The 18,942-nt window shown below is 50.0% G+C and carries 12 protein-coding genes; all 12 read right to left on the reverse strand.

From position 1 onward, the window contains the following. Positions 1 to 135: 135 nt before the first annotated feature. The 12 genes from I8J29_RS09420 to I8J29_RS09475 all read right to left on the reverse strand — a co-directional run bounded on the left by I8J29_RS09420 (position 136) and on the right by I8J29_RS09475 (position 18,855). On the reverse strand, positions 136 to 1,728 hold the full coding sequence (locus I8J29_RS09420) for an ATP-binding protein (RefSeq protein WP_208847358.1): 1,593 nt from the start codon (positions 1,726 to 1,728) through the stop codon (positions 136 to 138). A gap of 218 nt (positions 1,729 to 1,946) precedes the next feature. Beyond that, positions 1,947 to 2,678: a DsbA family protein gene (locus tag I8J29_RS09425; protein WP_208847359.1), complete on the reverse strand. Its 732-nt coding sequence runs from the start codon at positions 2,676 to 2,678 to the stop codon at positions 1,947 to 1,949. Between the two features lie 83 nt (positions 2,679 to 2,761). Next, positions 2,762 to 3,868, reverse strand: a complete 1,107-nt coding sequence (locus I8J29_RS09430) for a glycoside hydrolase family 172 protein (protein WP_208847360.1) — start codon at positions 3,866 to 3,868, stop codon at positions 2,762 to 2,764. 26 nt (positions 3,869 to 3,894) lie between these two features. Then, the gene (locus I8J29_RS09435) at positions 3,895 to 4,941 is read right to left on the reverse strand and encodes an ABC transporter ATP-binding protein (protein ID WP_208847361.1); all 1,047 of its coding nucleotides are present in this window, start codon (positions 4,939 to 4,941) and stop codon (positions 3,895 to 3,897) included. A 60-nt stretch (positions 4,942 to 5,001) separates the two neighbouring features. Further along, positions 5,002 to 5,961: an ABC transporter ATP-binding protein gene (locus tag I8J29_RS09440; protein WP_208847362.1), complete on the reverse strand. Its 960-nt coding sequence runs from the start codon at positions 5,959 to 5,961 to the stop codon at positions 5,002 to 5,004. A 1-nt stretch (position 5,962) separates the two neighbouring features. Then, complete coding sequence (locus tag I8J29_RS09445) at positions 5,963 to 6,787, reverse strand: ABC transporter permease (protein ID WP_208847363.1); 825 nt, start codon at positions 6,785 to 6,787, stop codon at positions 5,963 to 5,965. 45 nt (positions 6,788 to 6,832) lie between these two features. Beyond that, positions 6,833 to 7,831: an ABC transporter permease gene (locus I8J29_RS09450; RefSeq protein WP_208847364.1), complete on the reverse strand. Its 999-nt coding sequence runs from the start codon at positions 7,829 to 7,831 to the stop codon at positions 6,833 to 6,835. 103 nt (positions 7,832 to 7,934) lie between these two features. Beyond that, entirely contained in the window at positions 7,935 to 9,929 is a 1,995-nt protein-coding gene (locus I8J29_RS09455) for an ABC transporter substrate-binding protein (RefSeq protein WP_208847365.1), read from the reverse strand. An 85-nt stretch (positions 9,930 to 10,014) separates the two neighbouring features. Continuing rightward, positions 10,015 to 11,520, reverse strand: coding sequence for a response regulator (locus I8J29_RS09460; RefSeq protein ID WP_338113122.1), 1,506 nt, complete (start codon positions 11,518 to 11,520; stop codon positions 10,015 to 10,017). A 36-nt stretch (positions 11,521 to 11,556) separates the two neighbouring features. Continuing rightward, complete coding sequence (locus I8J29_RS09465; protein ID WP_208847367.1) at positions 11,557 to 13,281, reverse strand: cache domain-containing sensor histidine kinase; 1,725 nt, start codon at positions 13,279 to 13,281, stop codon at positions 11,557 to 11,559. Positions 13,282 to 13,619: 338 nt separating this feature from the next. Beyond that, positions 13,620 to 15,104: a sulfatase family protein gene (locus tag I8J29_RS09470; protein ID WP_208847368.1), complete on the reverse strand. Its 1,485-nt coding sequence runs from the start codon at positions 15,102 to 15,104 to the stop codon at positions 13,620 to 13,622. Positions 15,105 to 15,363: 259 nt separating this feature from the next. Then, positions 15,364 to 18,855, reverse strand: a complete 3,492-nt coding sequence (locus I8J29_RS09475; RefSeq protein ID WP_208847369.1) for a glycoside hydrolase family 38 N-terminal domain-containing protein — start codon at positions 18,853 to 18,855, stop codon at positions 15,364 to 15,366. Positions 18,856 to 18,942 lie beyond the last annotated feature (87 nt).

Below are 18,942 nucleotides of genomic sequence, written 5' to 3' on the forward strand. Positions count from 1 at the left end.
AAGGATTAGCGAACAAATGCGAACTCAAAAAAGCTCCTTGGAGAGACGTGTGAATAAGCGAGCATTTGTGAGAAGATTACATCGTACCGAGGGAGCTGTACACGAAGAACGACCAAGTTCCGTCTTCGGATGCCCTTATCTTTCGGTTGCAGAAACCACTGGCAACATCACCGAAAATACGGTTCCCTGAGGGCCAGTCCTCACAACTTCTAATCGTCCTCCATGATCCTGGATAATTTTATGGGATATGGATAACCCTAACCCTGTGCCATGACCTTTTGTGGTAAAAAACGGTTCAAATATCTTCGCTTTTGTGACCTCGGACATCCCAAACCCCGTGTCAGAAACCTCTATAGATACAAAATTATCGTTTCTATTAACTCTAATACCTATCTTTCCCACTTCATCCATGGCATCAACAGCATTTTTCAACACATTTACGAGAACTTGCACGATTTTATCTTTTTCAACATTCACAAAAACAGAATGTTCAGAATAATGGACATGAAGTTCATGACCATTCCTGTCAATCTCCGTCTCCATTATTGAGACTGCCCTCTTAATGCAAGACTCCATCGATTCAATTTTTAATTGGGAAAGATTAGGCTTCGAAAATTGTAGGAACTCAGACGTGAGTTCGGTAACGCGTGTAATCTCATCCATGATCATGGGATGGTATCGTTCAATATTCTCATAATGGTTCTGATGAGCTAATTGAAGAAACCCTTTTATTGTGGTCAATGGGTTACGAATCTCATGGGCCATACCAGCAGCCAGTTCTCCGACAACTTTTAACTTGTCTGCACGAAAAATATGTTCGTCTCTATTCATCCATATTTCTTTCTTTTTTTGAAAAAGTTGATTTTCAACATCGCCAATCGTCTCACTTGAAGAGCGTCCATTAGAGAATGCATGAGCATAAATCATATCTAAATGGGGATAAGCAAGAATGATCGTATCTAGTATTTCTTTCACACGGTCTCTAGGTGTCAGTTCGTTAACAAACTCCATAGCAATCGCGAATTCACTCCCGCCATAACGGGACACAATAGAGGTATTGAAATGGAAATCCAGCTGACTAGCAATCTCCTTCAAACCAGTGTTTGCTTGCTCATACCCATGTTGAAAATTTAGTGATCTTAAATCCTGGCAATGCAAAATGATTAAACAAAATTCACCACGCTCTTTCATCCTGATGAGTTCTTTTTGGAATTCATGGTAATTAAGCAACCCCGTCAGAAGGTCTCTTTTCAATAGGTCATTGTTCTTTTTCTCCAGTTTCTCTTTTTCTCTTTCACTGCTTTTTATTTTCCATACTAGCGTTATGAATACAAGCGAGCTGGCGATATCGGAAAGCGTAACCAGTAGCGCGTACTTATTTATAGTGGAGTAGGAAAAGCGTATAAGACTGTAGATGGTCATTATAAAAAGCATACTGTATATTTCGCGTTTTAAATCTTCATTACGCGAGAGCTGTCGAACGAGCAATATCACATATATCATCAAGCACCAATTTAGCTGGCACAACCAATGAAAAGCGATTAATAAAACCAATTGTAGATACATGAACTCGTGTTTATTCTTATAGACATTAAATGCGAATAGTAACGAAATACCGGTCGCAATCATCAAAATAGGGTGATCTGTCCGCTCTAAATAGATCGATGAAAACGAGATAATCATGATCATAATGGGAAGCAATATTTTATAGAGGACCGTGTTTACCACAGCGCTATCACCTTATTCTTCGTTTCTCTTAGCATTCGGATCGGATAATCTCATTATTCGCTATATTAGCTTCTTATCCCTCCTTCGATTAAAAAATGGGACCTCTAACAGTTAGCCCCAACTATTTCAGGGCGGTTGATTGGCGCTATCCATCTTTCCTCAAACCATTCATTACGGAACATGGTCATTTAAAGCCCTTTACATTTTCCCATCCGTCTTTATCCCGTAGATTTCATTGCCTTCGTAATTTCACTCTGCAACGCCGCATAATTCGTAAAATCAACAAACTTCTTCCCGTTTATAAATAGGGTCGGCGTACCCGTAATGAGCTTTTCCGCCTTCTCGTTCTGCGCAATCACTTCATCTGCAAAGGCTTCCGACTCAATATCCTGCCTCAGCTTGTCATAGTCTACCTGGAGCTTTTCATTCCTAGCCAGTTCCACTAAAAAATCCGGCTTCGCCCATTCCACCCGCTCATCGCCTTGGTTGGTATAGATGGCATTATAAAATTTCCAAAATTCCGCTTGATTCTGATGATAGATGGACTGTCCGGCCATCGCAGCTGCAAAAGAATCTGGTCCGATAATCGTATGATTTATAAAATAGAAGGAGACAATGCCTTGATCGATATAGTCCTGCATGAGCCGTGGCTTAATTTTTTCGCTGAAGTAACGGCATGATGGGCACTTGAAGTCGCCGAACTCTACGATTTTAACCGGCGCATCGGCGGAACCAAGCATCGGGAGGCTTAGATAGTCAAACTGGATAGCCATCCCTGCCCCGGACTCCAGCTTCGGCGAAAGCAAGACTGTTACAACGACCGCTGCCGCTGCAAGGAAGCATGTCAGAAGGACGAGTCCTTGTCTCCTGGCTTGCAGCTTGCGACGCGCAAGTTCTCTCTGTTGCTTCCTTCCCGGCACCTTTGTTCGATCCAGTTTCGCTTCCATCATAAAAACCCAACCTCACTTTCCACGGAAAAATAGACAGGCTGCCTGCCAGTAGCAGCCTGCTCCCCACTTTGAGCTTTCTTATCTTATCTCGGCCAGCGCGTCTGAACAGCCGGCAGCGTCGGAAAAGCCGCATGCGGCTCCGCTTGATACCAGTACGCGACCGACGAAACATCGTCCGTCCGCTCGAACAAAGCACGGCTGTTATGGCCCATCTGCTGGATCGTCACCTTCAGCTCATTCTCGAACCGAATCGGATCCATCAAATGCCAGCGGTACAAGCCATGCATGGGAACGCTGTCCTCACCGAAGATATCACTCCGCGTTGTATCTGTCCTCGAATTATACGGATAGCCCAGGTATGGCGTATTGTAAGGCACCTCGACGATTTTACCGTCTCGCTTCTCATAGAAGCACCAAGCTCCGCCAAAATAATCCTCAGTGCCTGTTCCGCAAATGGTCGGCCACTCCTCGTCTCCGTCCATATAGAATTTAATCTCGCCTTCACCCCACCAGTAACGCTCCAGTGCTGCCCACGCCAAGTAAGTGCCTACATAGTGACCCTTACCTTTCACATGATCAATAAGGGTGAAGTCCTTCGCAGCCGTCGTAATGTTCTCTCTTCGCCACTGCGCATGGAAATAGCCCGCTTCCTCCGGTAGTTCGTCAACAAGCGTATAGTTGAACTGATAGAAGAAACCGCCAATATCTGCTGCATGCTCATTTTCAATTGTGATTTTCGCTGACTTGCGGAATGGCATCGGGAAGTAGCAGTTCATCCCGCCGGTCGGATTAACGGCAATGGGCAAGGAGTTGACTACGCTTCTGGCACCGAATCCGTTGCAGAAGAAATCGCCGAGAGGGACTTCCACGGAAGGCGTCTCTTCGTCATCCCAGTACATGCGAATGACCAAATCACGAAGGACAAAGTAGCCCTTATCCGTCCGATCCGTCACCGTAATCCAAAAGTGCTGAATGACCCCCGGACCATCCACGTCCACGAGCGTGACCGTCTCGCCTTGCTTTAGCGTCATACATGGCCTACCCTTCCTGGCGATGCCAAGATTACTGGCTTCCTTCCCGCCTGCACCGACTTCGCCCTTCGGGTTCTCAGCGCTGATGGATCGTGTCTTGGCGTTCGTCATGAGCGGTGCAGTCGATAATCCAAATCCCAAGCCATGGTTTTGCAGCATGATAGCCAACCTCCAGTTATGATATGTTAGATCTTCAAACGAGACGGATTCCCATCCGCGCTTTCCGGAGAACGATTCTGCGTGCTGACCGTGGGAATTTCATAATTGCTAGGCTTGAAGCACAGCACTTGATGGTCGCTGTTCAGATGAAGCATGCTCGGTTTGGTCGAGCGGCAGATGTCCCTCGCGAAAGCGCACCGCGCGGCGAACTTGCAGCCCGCCATCGCATACTCTTTGCTTTCTAGATCAGGGAGCGCCATCTCCTCCTCCCATTTCTTGCCGACCCGAGGGATCGATTCGAGAAGCAGTTCGGTATACGGGTGTGCGGGATTGCTTAGAATCTCTTTGGCGAGCCCATATTCAATCAAATTGCCTCTATACATCGCCGCAATATAATCGCTGACGTAATAAGCGGTGGACAAGTCGTGCGTGATATAGACGAAGTTGACGTTATACTCGTCTTTAAGCTTCTTGAATAAGTTCACCACGTTCATGCGCAGAGACGCATCGATCATCGCCACCGGTTCGTCCGCGACAATCAGCCTTGGCTTCGGGATAAGCGCGCGCGCGATGGATATCCGCTGCAATTCTCCCCCGGAGAACTGGTTCGGATATTTGCCTGCTACGTTGCTGTACTCGAGCCCCACCGATTTCAGGACCTCGGTGATGACAACTTTCGCTTCCTGTTTGTTCGCGGCGACATCTAGGTTAAGCGCCGTTTCATAAAGATAGGTGTCAACCATTTTGCGGGCGCTGAAGGTCGAGAACGGATTTTGAAAGATCGGCTGCACTTTCTTTAGGAACGCCTTCTGGTTGCGCCGTTTTGCATAAAAGGAAAGCGGTGTGCCATCAATTCGAATTTCGCCGAAGGACGGATCGAGCAATCGCAAAATCATCTTGGCGAGGGTCGTCTTGCCACATCCGGATTCCCCCACGATGCTCATAATTTGCGGCTTTTCCCCCGGTAAAGTAAAGTGAATCCCGTCGACTGCCGTGATCTTGGTTCCAAGCAGCATACCGCCAATCTTGAATTGCTTGGATAAATGGTTGAATTCCAGTAGGTTAGCAGCCACCCGAACACCTCCTTCCAACGCTTCTTGAGGCAAAGAAACTACTATCCCGCACACCGCTACCTACAGCAGCAGGTGACAGCTTGCATCATGGCCCTCTCCGACAGTCACCCGTTCAGGCTCGACAATGCGGCAAACGTCCGTCGCATGCGGGCATCTCGCAGCAAACCGGCAGCCGGAAGGCGGATTTTTGAGGCTCGGAGGCGTTCCCGGGATGCCTTCCTTCTGGCTGTTGTCCCCGATTTTCGGCAGGGCATGGATCAGCATCTTGGTATAGGGATGCTGTGGCGCATGGAAGATCTGTTCTGTCGGACCGACCTCGATCAGTTGTCCGGCATACATAATGCCCATCCGGTTCGTAATTTGGTAATGAACACCCATGTCATGCGACACAATGACCATGGAGTTCTGCAGCTTGCGCTGCACCTGTGACAGCATGGTCAGAATCCCTCTTTGCACGACAACATCGAGCGCCGTGGTCGGCTCATCCGCAAGCACGATGCTTGGGTGGAGGAAGGTCGCTAATGCGATAAGCACCCGCTGCCTCATACCTCCGCTGAGCTGGTGCGGATAGGCTTTTAATACATCCGGCGGCAGATCGAGCTCTTTCAGATAAGCTACAATCTCATGTTCCAACGTGCGCTTATCCTTGACGCCATGGAATTTGCTAATGGTATCGAAGAATTGATGTTTCACGCGAGTTACCGGGTTCATAACATGCATCGCGCCTTGCGGCACATAGGAAATGTCCTTCCACCAGCTTTTATGGATTTCGCCGTTGCGGTAAACGACCGGTTCACCTTTTTTGCCCGTCGTATGAACTTCCACGGAGCCGGATGAAATCTCAAGCGGGTAATCGATCAAGTCGTACATCACTTTGAGCAGCGTCGACTTGCCGCACCCCGACTCGCCCGCAATCCCGAAGATCTCGTTCCTTCGCACTTCGAAGTCGACCTTGTCGACGGCTTTTACATAGCCGGTCAATATGTTATATCGCGCGCTGACCTGATTCAGCTTGAGCATATTACTTCCCTCTCCTTAGCGCGGAATATTGCTGATAGCCCGTCATCACGAGGAACAGCGCAATGAAGAGTAACGCGATCGCAACGACAGGAGAACCGATCCACCACCAGCGCTCCGCAAGCATCGCCTGATGCTGATTCGCCCAATAAATCATCGTCCCAAGGGTTGCTTTCTCATTGCTGGACATTCCGATAACGGCAAGCCCGGATTCGGAGCCGATGGCAACGAGAATCGTATTGACGAAGTTGGCGACCGACCAGCCTGCCACGAAAGGGAAAATTTCTTTCACGATGATCTTCAGCGTGCTCTGACCCGAAAAGAGGGCCGTGCTAATAAAGTCGCGCTCGCTTAGCGAAAGCGCCATCGAGCGCAGCTGCCGCGCCGGCCACGGCCAGTTGAAAATAATGAGCACGAACGAGATCATGTAGAGCGATGCCTTGCCCTGCATCAAGCTTCCGAGCAGAATCAGAATCGGCAGCGACGGAATAACGATAAAGGAATCGGTCAGCACCGTAATCAGACGATCGATAAACCCACCTTTAAAGCCGGCCCACAGTCCAAGCAGTACGCCGATCACTGTTGCAAAAAATGCAACGATAATGCCGATGATAAACGAGTTTTGAATCGACTTTGCAAGCAGCCAGAACGTATCTTGGCCAAGGTTCGTCGTGCCGAAAATATGGTCCTTGCTCGGCTTTAGATTTTTTAGATAGGTGCCCCATTCATTCGGGTTCCTGTGGTAGAAGAACGGCACAATGAAACCGAGTATGACGAAGATAGCAAGCAGCACGACACCGAGCTTCAAGCGAAAATTCCAATGCTTCATATGAACTCACCTCCAACCGCAGTTATGCAGCAACCAGGCTCATGCTCATTTGTAACGAACCCTGGGATCGATGAAGGGATAGATGAAGTCGACGATAAAAGTGGCCCCTGCTACCGCGATGATGGAAAGCGTAATCGTCCCCATGATCAAGTTATAGTCCGCTTGCAGAATACCGGTATAAATAAGTGTTCCGACGCCTGGATAGCCGAACAGAATTTCCGTAATTAGAGCTCCGTTAAAGATCGTGCCCACCTGCAGGGCCAGCATTGTAATCTGTGGCAGCGCAGCATTCGGGAGCACATACTTCGTCATAATTTTGCGTTCGCTCAGCCCCTTCAATCTTGCAAAATGAACGTAATCCTCCTCGGATATTCCGGCGGACAAGGTTTTCATGCTAATCACCCACCAGCCGGTACCGACCAAGATCATGGATAGAGCAGGCAGGATGGAATTATAGACGATGCTCTTGATATGCTCCCAAGAGAGACCATCTCCTTGGAACGTCGCCGATAGCGGGAATATCGGATAGATGTATGAGAGCAGCATGATTAAGATCAGAGCCAAAATGTAGTAGGGAATCGGATAGATGACGATCGAGATCGCTTCCATGATCTTTGCGTAGGTTTTGTCCTTGCGAAAGCCGGCTAGCAAGCCTACGAGATTGCCAATCAGCCATGCAATGATCGTCGATACGAGCAATAGTCCCATCGTCCATGGCAGCGCCTTCGCGATCAGCTCATTGACCGGATTCGGATAATTGGCGAGGGAAGGGCCGAAATCTTGGGTGAAGATAACCCGCTTCACAAAGCCAAGATATTGGTCCCATATCGAGCCTTCGAGACCGAAGGATTCATTCAACGTTTCGCGCAGCGTGATTACGGCTTCCGGATCCATGAAGGCCTGGTTCGCGGTCATCTTCCCGATCATCGCTTCAACAGGATCAGACGGCATAAACCTCGGCACGAAAAAGACCGTTGTAATCCCAATGAATACAACAAGCAAAAAGGTCAGCACCCGCGTCAGCAAGAACTTGTAAAATCCCATAAAGCAGCATCTCCCGCCCATGTGATCTTCTGAACCTTGGCACATACATACCGGGCCCGATTAAATGAAGCAGCCCGATATGTATGCCAAGGAGCTTAAAGCCTTATCTGCCCGTTGGTTTCAAGTGAGGCGTATAGTACTTAAACTCCGACCACCACCACCATGGTCCTTCAAACGCATTCTTCGACGATTGGAAGCCTTCCCAATAATACGTATCGACCGGAACGAACTTGGAGGTGCCGAACATGGGGAGGAACGGAATCCCTTTCACGAATTCCTTATTGATTTCCGTAATGTCCTGTACGACCTTCGGATCATCGCTTTGCAATCCATCCAGTTCGTCAAGCAGCTGGCTCACGCGATCATTGGCCCAGCGGTTGCGGTTGCCTGGCGCTTGCTCGCCAACCGGTACAATATACTTCTCGTGCCAGCCGGTCATATTCGCGGTCGTATCCGGCAGCAGACCGCAAGCCGGCCAGTAAGAACCGACCTCGAACGCGCCCGTAGATTCGCTATCCCAGAAGGATGCGCCCTCCATCTGCTGAACATTTACGTCAATGCCTTGTTTTCTCCAGGTATCCGCGACGGCAAACGCGAGTCTCATCGATTGTACTTCAAAGTTCGCTGGCGCATTAATTGTCATCTTCCACGCCTTGCCGTCCGGCATCAGCCACTTATCTCCGTCTTTCTTAAAGCCGTTCTTCTCCAGCAGCTTGGCAGCTTCAACCGGATCGAACTTCCACCAGCCTACGCCGAAGGTGTCCACGACAGCGCTCTGCTCCGTCGGCAATCCTTCGACGCCTTGCTGCTTCAGCATATCGACAATGCCTGCAGCATAGCTGTCATCGAACGGCTTATAGCCGTCAGCAAGCTCAAAGCTTCTCAGCCAATCTAACATCGGCTTATGGTACGTATCCTGCAGCACTTTAATCGGTGGCAGCTGGATTGGCGACACGCGCAGCATGCCGCCGAAGGTCGCCATGGAGACGTTCTTAATATCCGTCATCAATGCAAGCGCCCAGCGCACGTCCGGATTGTTGTAAGGCTCCTTCGCGGTATTGAAGGACATGCCCCGCTCGCACGGATCGTCCATCGTGGCATACGGGAAGTCGGAATACCACGCTTGTGCGTATTTGTTTTTCTGTCTTAAGACATCCCAGCTCTCGGGGGTAATATCCTGCAGAATATCCATGTCATGCTGAATCATCGCGATAATCCGCTTCTCTTCCGGACCAAAGAACTTGAAGAGAATATACTTGGGACCAGGCTCGCCAACGAGCTTGCCGATGTCGCTCTTCTGCCAATCCTCGCGCTTCTCCCAGAGGAACCAGTTCCCCTGCGGATCGCGGTCTTTCAATTTATAAGGACCCACGCCAATCGGATCCGAGAATTTGAATGTAGCCGGATCTTCCTTCTCCCAAATATGTTTCGGCATGACCCGGAATGAAGTGCCCCAGATCACGACGCCAAGCTTCTGGGCTAGCCTGGTTTCCGGCTTGACGGTTTCGACTTCAATCGTATAGTCGTCGACCGCCTTCATGCTCTTGACCAAGCTTGTGAAATAACCGTTGTAACCGAGCTCCTTCGATTTCGCAATCATATTCGCCGTGAATTCAACGTCCTGCGCGGTAAATGGCTGTCCGTCGCTCCAAGCGAGCCCTTCCTGAAGCTTAAACGTAAACTTGGTATTCGTGGCATCGGTCGCTTCAGGAAACGTAGCAGCGAGATCCGGAATTTGCGTTCCTTTCTGCGTGTCGATCTCCCACAAGTTGGAATACATCAGCTGGTGAACGCCGGCATCCATCGCCACGGCGCCGGGCACGTACGGATTAAACCGATCCGAATCCGGACTGCGTCCGCCTAAGATATCGACGATCAAGGTTTCGCTTCTTGGTGTGCCGACATCGGTCATCTTGCCGCTTCCTTTTCCGGTATCCGAGCCTTTATCCGCATCCTTAGCGGGATTACCATCCCCCGTATCTGCGATATTTCCGCCTTTGTTTGCATTTGTAGCGGAGTTATTGTTGTTTGTACAGGCGGTCGTCATGATCAAAGCGATGGTCATTAGTAGCACTGAAAACCTTTTCAGTTTTAGCATTTACACGCCTCCTTCTATTGGAATAAACCGAGTATAGCGGCTAGAAGGAAATAAAAATTGGAAAAAGATTCGATTTCCTTAAATATCATTGGAACTGTGAGGTGGCCTGAAAAGCTTGCTGATATTCCTTCGGCGTGATGCCTTCAAGATGCTTAAATACGGTGCTGAAGTAAGAAGCATCCTGAAATCCGGCCATCTCCGCCACCTGATACACCTTCAGATCCTTCTGTCTTAGAAACTCCTTGGCGATGCGGATGCGGATTTGATTTAAAAACTCGCTAAAGGAGTAATTCGTATACTTCTTAAATTGCGAGCTAAAATACCAGGCATTTAAATAAACAGCGTTCGCGACCTCTTTGAGCGTCAAGTCTTTCATATAGTTGCGCTCCATGTAGCGGACCGCTGCCTGAATGTAATGCGGATTTTGATTCTCGTCATTCATGCACATAACCGCGGACATGACATAATGCTTCAGCCACCCGAGCACTTCCTTAAACGTGCGAAGTCTATTCAATTCCTGCACATAATCGATATGGCGGCCGATGAAGGACGGCGCTCCCTGCTCTTTCAGCATATGCTCCAAATAAATGAGCTCGCTCAGCATGTCCCGCTTCAGCTGAGCCGGAGACGGCTTTAGTTGAAGACGATGCAGCTGCTGCAGGCTGGTTTCGATATAGTGGCGCAACCTCTTCGCATCCGCTCCGATGTAGTAGGTTCCGAATTTATTTCCACAGAAATAGCTCTTTATCGCGAAGCTTTCTTGCAGCTTCAAATGCTCGGTATACGCCTCGTTATCCATGACCGTGCCGTATTCGTTAAACTCGATGTACTCGATGATGCTCCTGCAGGCTTCAAACGCCTGCGCAACCGACTGGCTATTCAGCCGAAACCGATGAACGGAAGCATAGAGAATGCGATTTTGCTTTCGCATCCGCAGCCTGCACTCATTCAACCGCTCTTTAAGCAGCGTATACTCGATCGCTTCACGAAACAAAACGATAAATCTGCCCTCGAAGACAACGGTTTCCAGTGCCATGCGCTCAAGCTCTCCTTGCTGCAGCTGATGGACGAGAAGCTCTTCCATCTTAGGATCAATCGGTTCTTCTCCGGAGAAGACAGCCACATGGAAATCCGAATCTACTGCCCACGCAACCGGACACTCCGCATTCCGTTGTATCAGATTCTCCAGCAGCCGCTTGTGGGAAAGGAGATACTGCTCTTTCTCTTTCTCCGCTGCTTTTGCTTGAATCTTCAGAAACACCTCAATGACGGTTTGATAGCGGCATGGCTTCAACAAATAATCGAACGCGCCGCAGCGCATCGCTTCTCGAACAAACTCAAATTCGGCATGACCGCTTAGAATGACAATGTAGATATGAGGATATAACCTTCTAATTTCGCGAGAGAGCTCTATCCCGTTCATATCCGGCATCATAATATCGGTGATCACCACATCTACTGCCGTATCGTGAAATAGGTCCAGCGCCTCCTTAGCACTCTGCGCCGTACCGACGATTTCATGTTCCGGGCAATGCTTGGTGAAGATATGACGCAGACCTTTCAGCACCGAGGTTTCATCATCCACGATCACGATGTTCAATTCAGCTCTCCCCTTCCCGCTACGGCGTTAGGCTTGCAGCGCTTCGTCTTTCCATAATTCCGCTTGCTGAATACCTGCATCTCTTCGCAGCTTTAATGTAATGGTTGTACCTTGTCCCATTTCACTCTGGATGGATAGCCCGTATTCCTCGCCAAATAGATACCTTATACGCTGCTGAACAAGCCGAATGCCTAGACCGGATGGCTGGCTCTTATTTTCGAATGTCGCTAGCAGCGCTTCGACCTTCTCACTCGGCATGCCCACCCCATTGTCGACCACTTCAAACAGCAGTTCATCGCCGCTCGCGTAACCGCGAATCGTAATCGTGCCGCCAAGGAGCATTTGCTGAAATGCATACTTGATTGCATTTTCCACCAGCGGCTGAATGAGCAGCTTCGGAATTTTAATATCAACGATTTCAGGATCAATTTGAACCTGATAGGCTAGTTTATTCTCGAACCGCATGCGTTGAATCTTCAAATAATTTTCGAGCTGCTCTATATCTTCGGCCACAGGTACAAATTCGTTCTGATGCGAAATGGAATAACGCAAAATATTCGACAAAGAGATGATCGCGTCTCCGATCTCCTCCTCGTCTTTCACCACCGTCATCCAATAAATCATGTCGAGCGTGTTGTATAAGAAGTGAGGATTGAGCTTCGACTGCAAATTAATGACTTCAGCTTTACGATACGTCAGTTGCTGATAGTAGACGGTTTTAATTAACCGGTTGACTCGCTCAGCCATATCGTTGAAATGGCGGATGATAACGCTGAATTCGTCATGCTTCGATTTGTCCATAATGACATCCAGCCGGCCTTGCTCGATGCTCTCCATCCCGCGCATAATTTGCTTGAGCGGCTTTAAAATCATGCGGAGAATGACCAATGCGAACAGAAAGATGCAAGCGAATACGAATAATTCCATCAGTAAAATAATCTTATTGACTTGATTGACTTGGTTGCGGATTTCGATGCTCGGTACGATTCCGATCAGCTTCCAACCCTGATCGTTTAGCTGGTATGAAGCCACTGTTCCTGATCCTGATAGCCTGTCTAATGCAGACTCATTCCGATTGATCAGCTCTCGGTCCTTAGCAAACAAAATTTGGCCTTGGTTCAAAAGAAAGACGCTCCCCTGCTTGCCGAGTTTTACGTCATCCAATTGGTTCTGGAAGGTATCGTTTAAGTCGATCTGGAGCAGCCCGAGCAGCTCGCTGCCATCATAAATCAACAGCATCATCGAGAGCTGATGCGTCGTGGGTTTCACGGTCCAGATCACGCCGTCCGACCTTGAGTCGCGATTCTCATGGTCGTGAATAAAACGCTGCGTCTCCGGATCGATCTGAAAGATGGCATCCGTATAAAATAGATTCATCGGTGCATAGCCGACAGGGAAAATATAGATGTTCTCCATCTTATCGAGATTAGGCAGCCGGACAATTTGCCGCGCAATTTGGTATTTCGCAATCTGATAGTTTATCGTGTGTTGCTTCAAATCCTTCAAATAGTTTTTGATCACCTGATTATTGCGGATTACGCGTGCATTCGTATCGATGATGGTGTGTTGAAGATCAACCTGCTTCCCGATTTGGCGCACGGTTTCCTGAAAGTAAGCTTCGGATTGTCTTAAGATAATCGCACTGACCCAATGCTGGAAGAAGCCGACCTGCAAAATGATTAAGATGACGGTAATCACGGAGAACACCATAATAATCTTGTGCTTGAGGGAGCGGATTTTGATCCATTTCATCGTAGGCCTCCATCCTAATCGGACACCGATACTCGTAACACATCGCCTTTTTGTGACTGACTCCATCAGGTCGATAGGATAAAACGGTTATGGCATTGCTATTTAGCCTCCTAACGAGCAAAAGATATGTAAATATATTCTGGCAATCCAGCAAACATATCTTCTCGGTGCAAATAGCTGGTCGTAGACCTCAACTCCAACCCTCAGTCCGCCACGCCATCAAAAAAAGACCGCCTCAGCGACGGTCTTCAAACGAGCTCTAACGGATGCCATCCTTTATGGTATGGTCATTGTACGGATAATGGATACGGCAGCATGGCAAATGATTAATCAAGTGTTTAAACGCGAGAAGGCCTTATGTTCAAGGGTTCGCTGCGTTCCAAGTCTCCGAGCAATTCGATCGTCAGCTTCATTTTGATCTCTTGGTATGCTGGGTCATTGAATAAATTACGTCGTTCATCCGCATCCCGCTTCCGATCATAGAGTTCGCCGAACGTTTCTCCGGGATATAGAGCCAATTTCCAATCTTCCGTCACCCAGCATTTATACCGAATGCGATCCGCCTCCTCCTTGTATTCAATTCGCACGCCGCTACGTTCGAGTGGATTGCGAGCTTGAAGCGTCGTCATTAGGCTGATTCCGTCTCGTCGGATAGAATCGTCGATACTCGCGAAACCAAGTAACGTAGGCAACAGGTCGACCAATGAAACGCAGCTATCGATTTGACATGGCTTGAAGCCAGCCGGATAGCGGATGAGTAACGGGATATGAGTAACCCCATTATAGGTTAGCGGCCCCTTCTGACCGATACCGTGATCTCCTAACATCTCGCCATGATCGGACGTGAACACGAGCAGCGTAGTATCCGCAAGCCCCAGATCATCGAGCGCCTGCAAAATAATACCTAGTTGTTCGTCAATCAACTGAATCATGGAGTAATAGTAGGCCCGCGTCATGCGAGCCTTAGTAGAATCGGAGAAATAAGATCCCCATGCGTATCTTCCGTTGCCGGCCATCTCGAAAGTTCCGTTGAATCGGCTGTCAATTAACGTCCCGCTTCGGAAATGAGGGATATGCTCAGGTACGTCACTAGCCGAAAAGGAAACTGTGTCCGGAAGGGACACTTTAAGCGGATCTACACGATTTTCAAAGTCATAAGGCAGCACATGCGGATGATGCGGGTCTTGAAAACCCAAATTCAAGAAAAATGGCTGCGAAGCGGCCTGACTCCCGAGAAAATCGACAGCGCGTTCCGCGAGCCAGCTTCCCGAATGGAACGCCTGGGGCAGCTCCCAATCACCGGTTTCATAATAATCTCGTTCAAACAGCCGGTTTACTTTATACGACATCGGATCGATTCCTTTGTTAAGCAGCCAAGAAGCGTAATGACCCTGCACTCCCCATGTCGCATGGCCTACGGACAGCTCCGCACTTTCAAATCCGGCAAAATCAAGAAACGGCGAACCTGCTTCGTCGGGCTTGCGCGTTTCAGGACTTGGCGCTTCCCATGGATGCCAATGGGCTTTACCGATATGATGCGTTCGGTATCCGCTTTGCCGAAGTATGCTGCTCAGGAACATGGAATAATCCGGAGGCCGGGTTCCAATATTGTAGGAGCCGTGACGAGATAAGTGAAAGCCGGTCATCATCGAAACTCTGGATGGCGTGCACACCGGATTTGGGCAAAATGCGTTTGTGAAAACCGCGCCTTCCCGTCCGATTCGATCCATGTTCGGTGTTCTCATAAATTCGCTCCCGTGAATACCGAGACTGTCGTAACGTTGCTGATCCGTCGTAATCAAGATGATATTGGGTCGTGTCATTTGTTCGCCTCTTTCTCAATAGTCGAAGATGGAACTGCGGAGCTACGCCCCTTGAAGAAAAGTTTTCCGTCTAAAACGGTCGATATCTCAAAGTGGTCCACTACAAGTAATGAAACCTTTCCGGCCGGTAGCAGTCCACCATCCAAGGAAAGGTTTCATCTCAACTTCAACATTTGTCAGACAAGCGTTCACGACCTAGATGCGCCAATCAAAGTTTCAATGGTGCATAAGTTCACGGATTACAGAAAACGCCTAAAAATTAATCAAAACGAAGACGAAGCGTGATCAGTCCCCATGGGTTTACAGGAATCCGAACGGAGCCTTCCGTTCCTAGCGGAAGCTCTTCGACCTCATATTCAAGGAGATCTGTAAGCCATGCTCTGCGAATTGGCCTTCCAGGAAAGGAGAGCGCTGCTTGTTGTACCTCTCCTGAAATATTTTGCAGTCGGACGATGATTCCTTCCCTGTTTCTCGCCCCTTTTATGGTCGTCGCTGCGACTTGAACGGGCTCGATGACCGCCATTGTGCCGCCGCTTGTTTCTTGGTACGGCAGCTGCACCGTGCGCTGCTCTTGAAAACTCATTCGTTGGCCGTATAAGCCGAGCCTTCTGGAATGGCCAAAACGGTAGGCCTCATCGAGCTTAGGTTCGGACGAGCTCGTCAGCGAGTAGGCGAACGTAATCAACCCTCCCTGGGAAGGCTTATAATTGGATTTCCAATAATTATTCAGCACGTAAGAGAACACTTTGCTGCCGGACAGCTTCAATTCCTTCGGCCAACGACCTTTCACCTCTTCGTTCACCGTGAATAGCGGAATATTGGGGGAAGCGATCGTCACGGCGGCTTCGGTGCCGTGCACGACCATGGCGGTTTGCAGAGGCAGCCACTCCTTGCAGGCGCCGGGCAGCTGATCACGATCCCAGTTCACCCAGCCGAGCTGCGAATCAGACAACACCGATGCATTCGTCAGCCGAAGCGGAAACGCAATGTAGACCGCCTCCGTGGCCGTCGTCTCCTGCTTCGCGTATTGATACCGAACATCCAACCGCTTGGCCGCTCTGAACAGTTCCCATTCAATGGTCAGCTCCCCCATCGGCACGACACCTGTTAACGTGACCGCAACCGATACCGCATTCTCCGAACGGCGAACGGTCCGCAGCTCGAAGGAGTCGAGCAGCTCCGCCCCGTCATCTGACTTGTCAGCATGATTCCCTAGCAGCTTCGATCCCTCGCCGCCGCGCGCATAGAGGAACGTGCCGAAGCCGTGCGGGTCACCGGCCTCGACCAACTCCTTTCCCTGCTCCAGGTCCGTCCAGGACAGCATGCACCCTCGCTTCGCATCGATGACCGCACGATAATGCGGACTTTCCAACACGATCGGCGTGTCTCCGTGGATTTCGGCTTGCTCCGAGTTGAGCGGAGCGGGAGCCGGTTGCAGGACGAAACGCCTATAACTCATGCCCGGTACCTCGTCGACCCACAACTTCACGACCGCCTGAGAGCGTGTTTCGCGCAGCAACCGCAACGGTATCGGCTGTCCCGACGACGGGTTGATAACTTGCTCCCCTCGTGCAATTTCGACGATTACTTCAGCACTTAAAGGCCAACTGTTCGGATTATAGACGACCACTTCACGACCGTTATTGTTCCAGCGCAAGCTATGCCGCGTCGCAGCAGCAAGCAGCATTCGCTCCCCCCAGCTTTCCGCCGATTCCGCCATCTGTCGTTTTACTTTCCACTGATCCTCCTGCAGCAAGGCTTCTGGGTCAGAGCCAGCTAAGAACGCACCCCACGTGTGTTCGTCGTACAACAGTACTTCTCGCCAAGCTGCGTTATAATGCTGAAGCGGAAATGCCGATCCATTCCCGTGAATGACTGCCAGCGCGTCCAGTTTTTCGGCAGCGGGCAGCATCACTTGCGCGTGACGAACCTTAATCGACTCTGCGATACTGGATCCGACGCCGTCTTCCCAATAAGCGCCTTGATCGCCTTTGACCGTTCGGAACGTATCGCCATAGTTCGTCTCGACGTAGCGGAAGAACGCGCTCACATCGCATGGAATCAGCTTTGGATAGGCATAGGTATCGTTCCACTCCTTAACGAAGCCGATTGGAAACGGATCGATGTCCGTATTGTCCGCATCCTGTCCATATAACAGTACGGCATCGGGTGCATACTGCTCGTGCTCGAATTCGTCCAACCACACCTGCATCCCCTTGGCAGCCGTCTCTGCCGTCGCGGGCGATCCGCATACCTTTTTAAGCTCGCAATACATTTTGGCCAGCCAAACGAGCACGCGCCCCCCGTTCACGCCCTCCCAGTAAAACGGATTCAAATGATGCAAATTTCCGTTCAACCGAAACGGCCCACGGTCCTGATTATTGGCATGCACCAGGTAGCGTACGCCCATCCCCTCCAGAATGGCGGGGAGCGAACCGCTCGCGGATGCCACGTCGACGATGGCCGCATGGTCGGCGCGTTGTCCAAGCTCGCTCAAATACGTATCGCTGAATTCCCCGTTGCGGATCAGATCCTCCAGCGAGGCAAACTGTGTGAGCAGATCGGTATAGTTGCTGGGTACGCCGATCTCTCCGCGGCGGACAGCCTCCTTCAGCGCAGCCTGCATGCGCTCGTCGCGATAGGCGACGAATTCCTCGAGCGCCCAGGACGAATCGAGCACGTACGTGAACGGAGGGTAGCCCCAACGTTCACTTGTTTCGCGCTCCGTCTGCACGAGTTCGATCGTTTTATCCAGATTACGGCACAACCGCTCGGCGACTTCCCATTGGCGGTGCGTGTAGCCGATATCGGTATGGACATGGGGAGTCGTATAGACCTGCCATTTTCGCCGACGTTTGAACTGTCCTCGCTCGATGACGGGGATTCCGCCCACTTGTCCTTCGAATCGGTAGGATACCAGGCCTTCCCCGTCTTCGATTTCAAGGGAATATGCATGATGACCGAAAATGGCGGCTGGGAAGGCGAGCTCAATGCACGTCTCATGACCATCGGCGTTTGTAAGTGTTAAAAGAAGCGGTTCCCCTGCATACGGACGACCAAGTTCGAGATATACATCGACACGTTCGAACAACGTCTCCCCTACCTGACGGTACAGTACAGAAGGTTTTGCACGAAATCGAACGATGGCCTGTTCTGGCCTATTGGCAAGCGCTTCTAGCTCCATCCAATCGTAGTAAAAGCCCGCAGCATCGGCCATGCGGTCCAATCGCAGCACGGCTTGCGGATTATGCACATGCACGATGGGATCGTCGTCACGCGCTTCCACCGTCAACTCGTTCCATCCCATCCGAAGATGCTCTGCAGGAATAATCATATCCATAGTGCCTTTAGCGAAAATCGTCGTATGCAGCGAATGCTTGGGCTTCATTACACCGTCGGACGAAGGTACGGGATGCAGGAAGCCCTTCCCCTCCATGCCGTTTAGATGAATGACGACATAAGGCGTCCGTGGCGTGGTGACGATAAAATGGAGCGTTAACCGATAAGCAGGCGCAATAGGGTCCTCCAGCCGAAACCGAATCGTGTACGGATGCGGCTTATAGCCGCCGTCCGGATCCGCATTGCTGACGTGGTATAATGGCCATGGATCAGCATCCATAGGCCTGCCATCCTCTCCGATCGTCCATGTCTGCCTGGTAACGGTGTCGGGATCGCGATAATTGTCCTGAAAATTGCGCAAATCGCTGTTCGGTTCACCGACTCGCCATATGAATTGGTTTGCATGATACACGTGCTTCTCATCCTTTCACGATCGCCTAGGTGCTAGCTCGATTGTTTGGTTGTTCATTAGTGTCTTCATTCTCTCCGCCCGGCACGC

Origin of the sequence: Paenibacillus artemisiicola, from assembly GCF_017652985.1 — a bacterium.
In the GTDB taxonomy this organism is placed as follows: domain Bacteria; phylum Bacillota; class Bacilli; order Paenibacillales; family Paenibacillaceae; genus Paenibacillus_Z; species Paenibacillus_Z artemisiicola.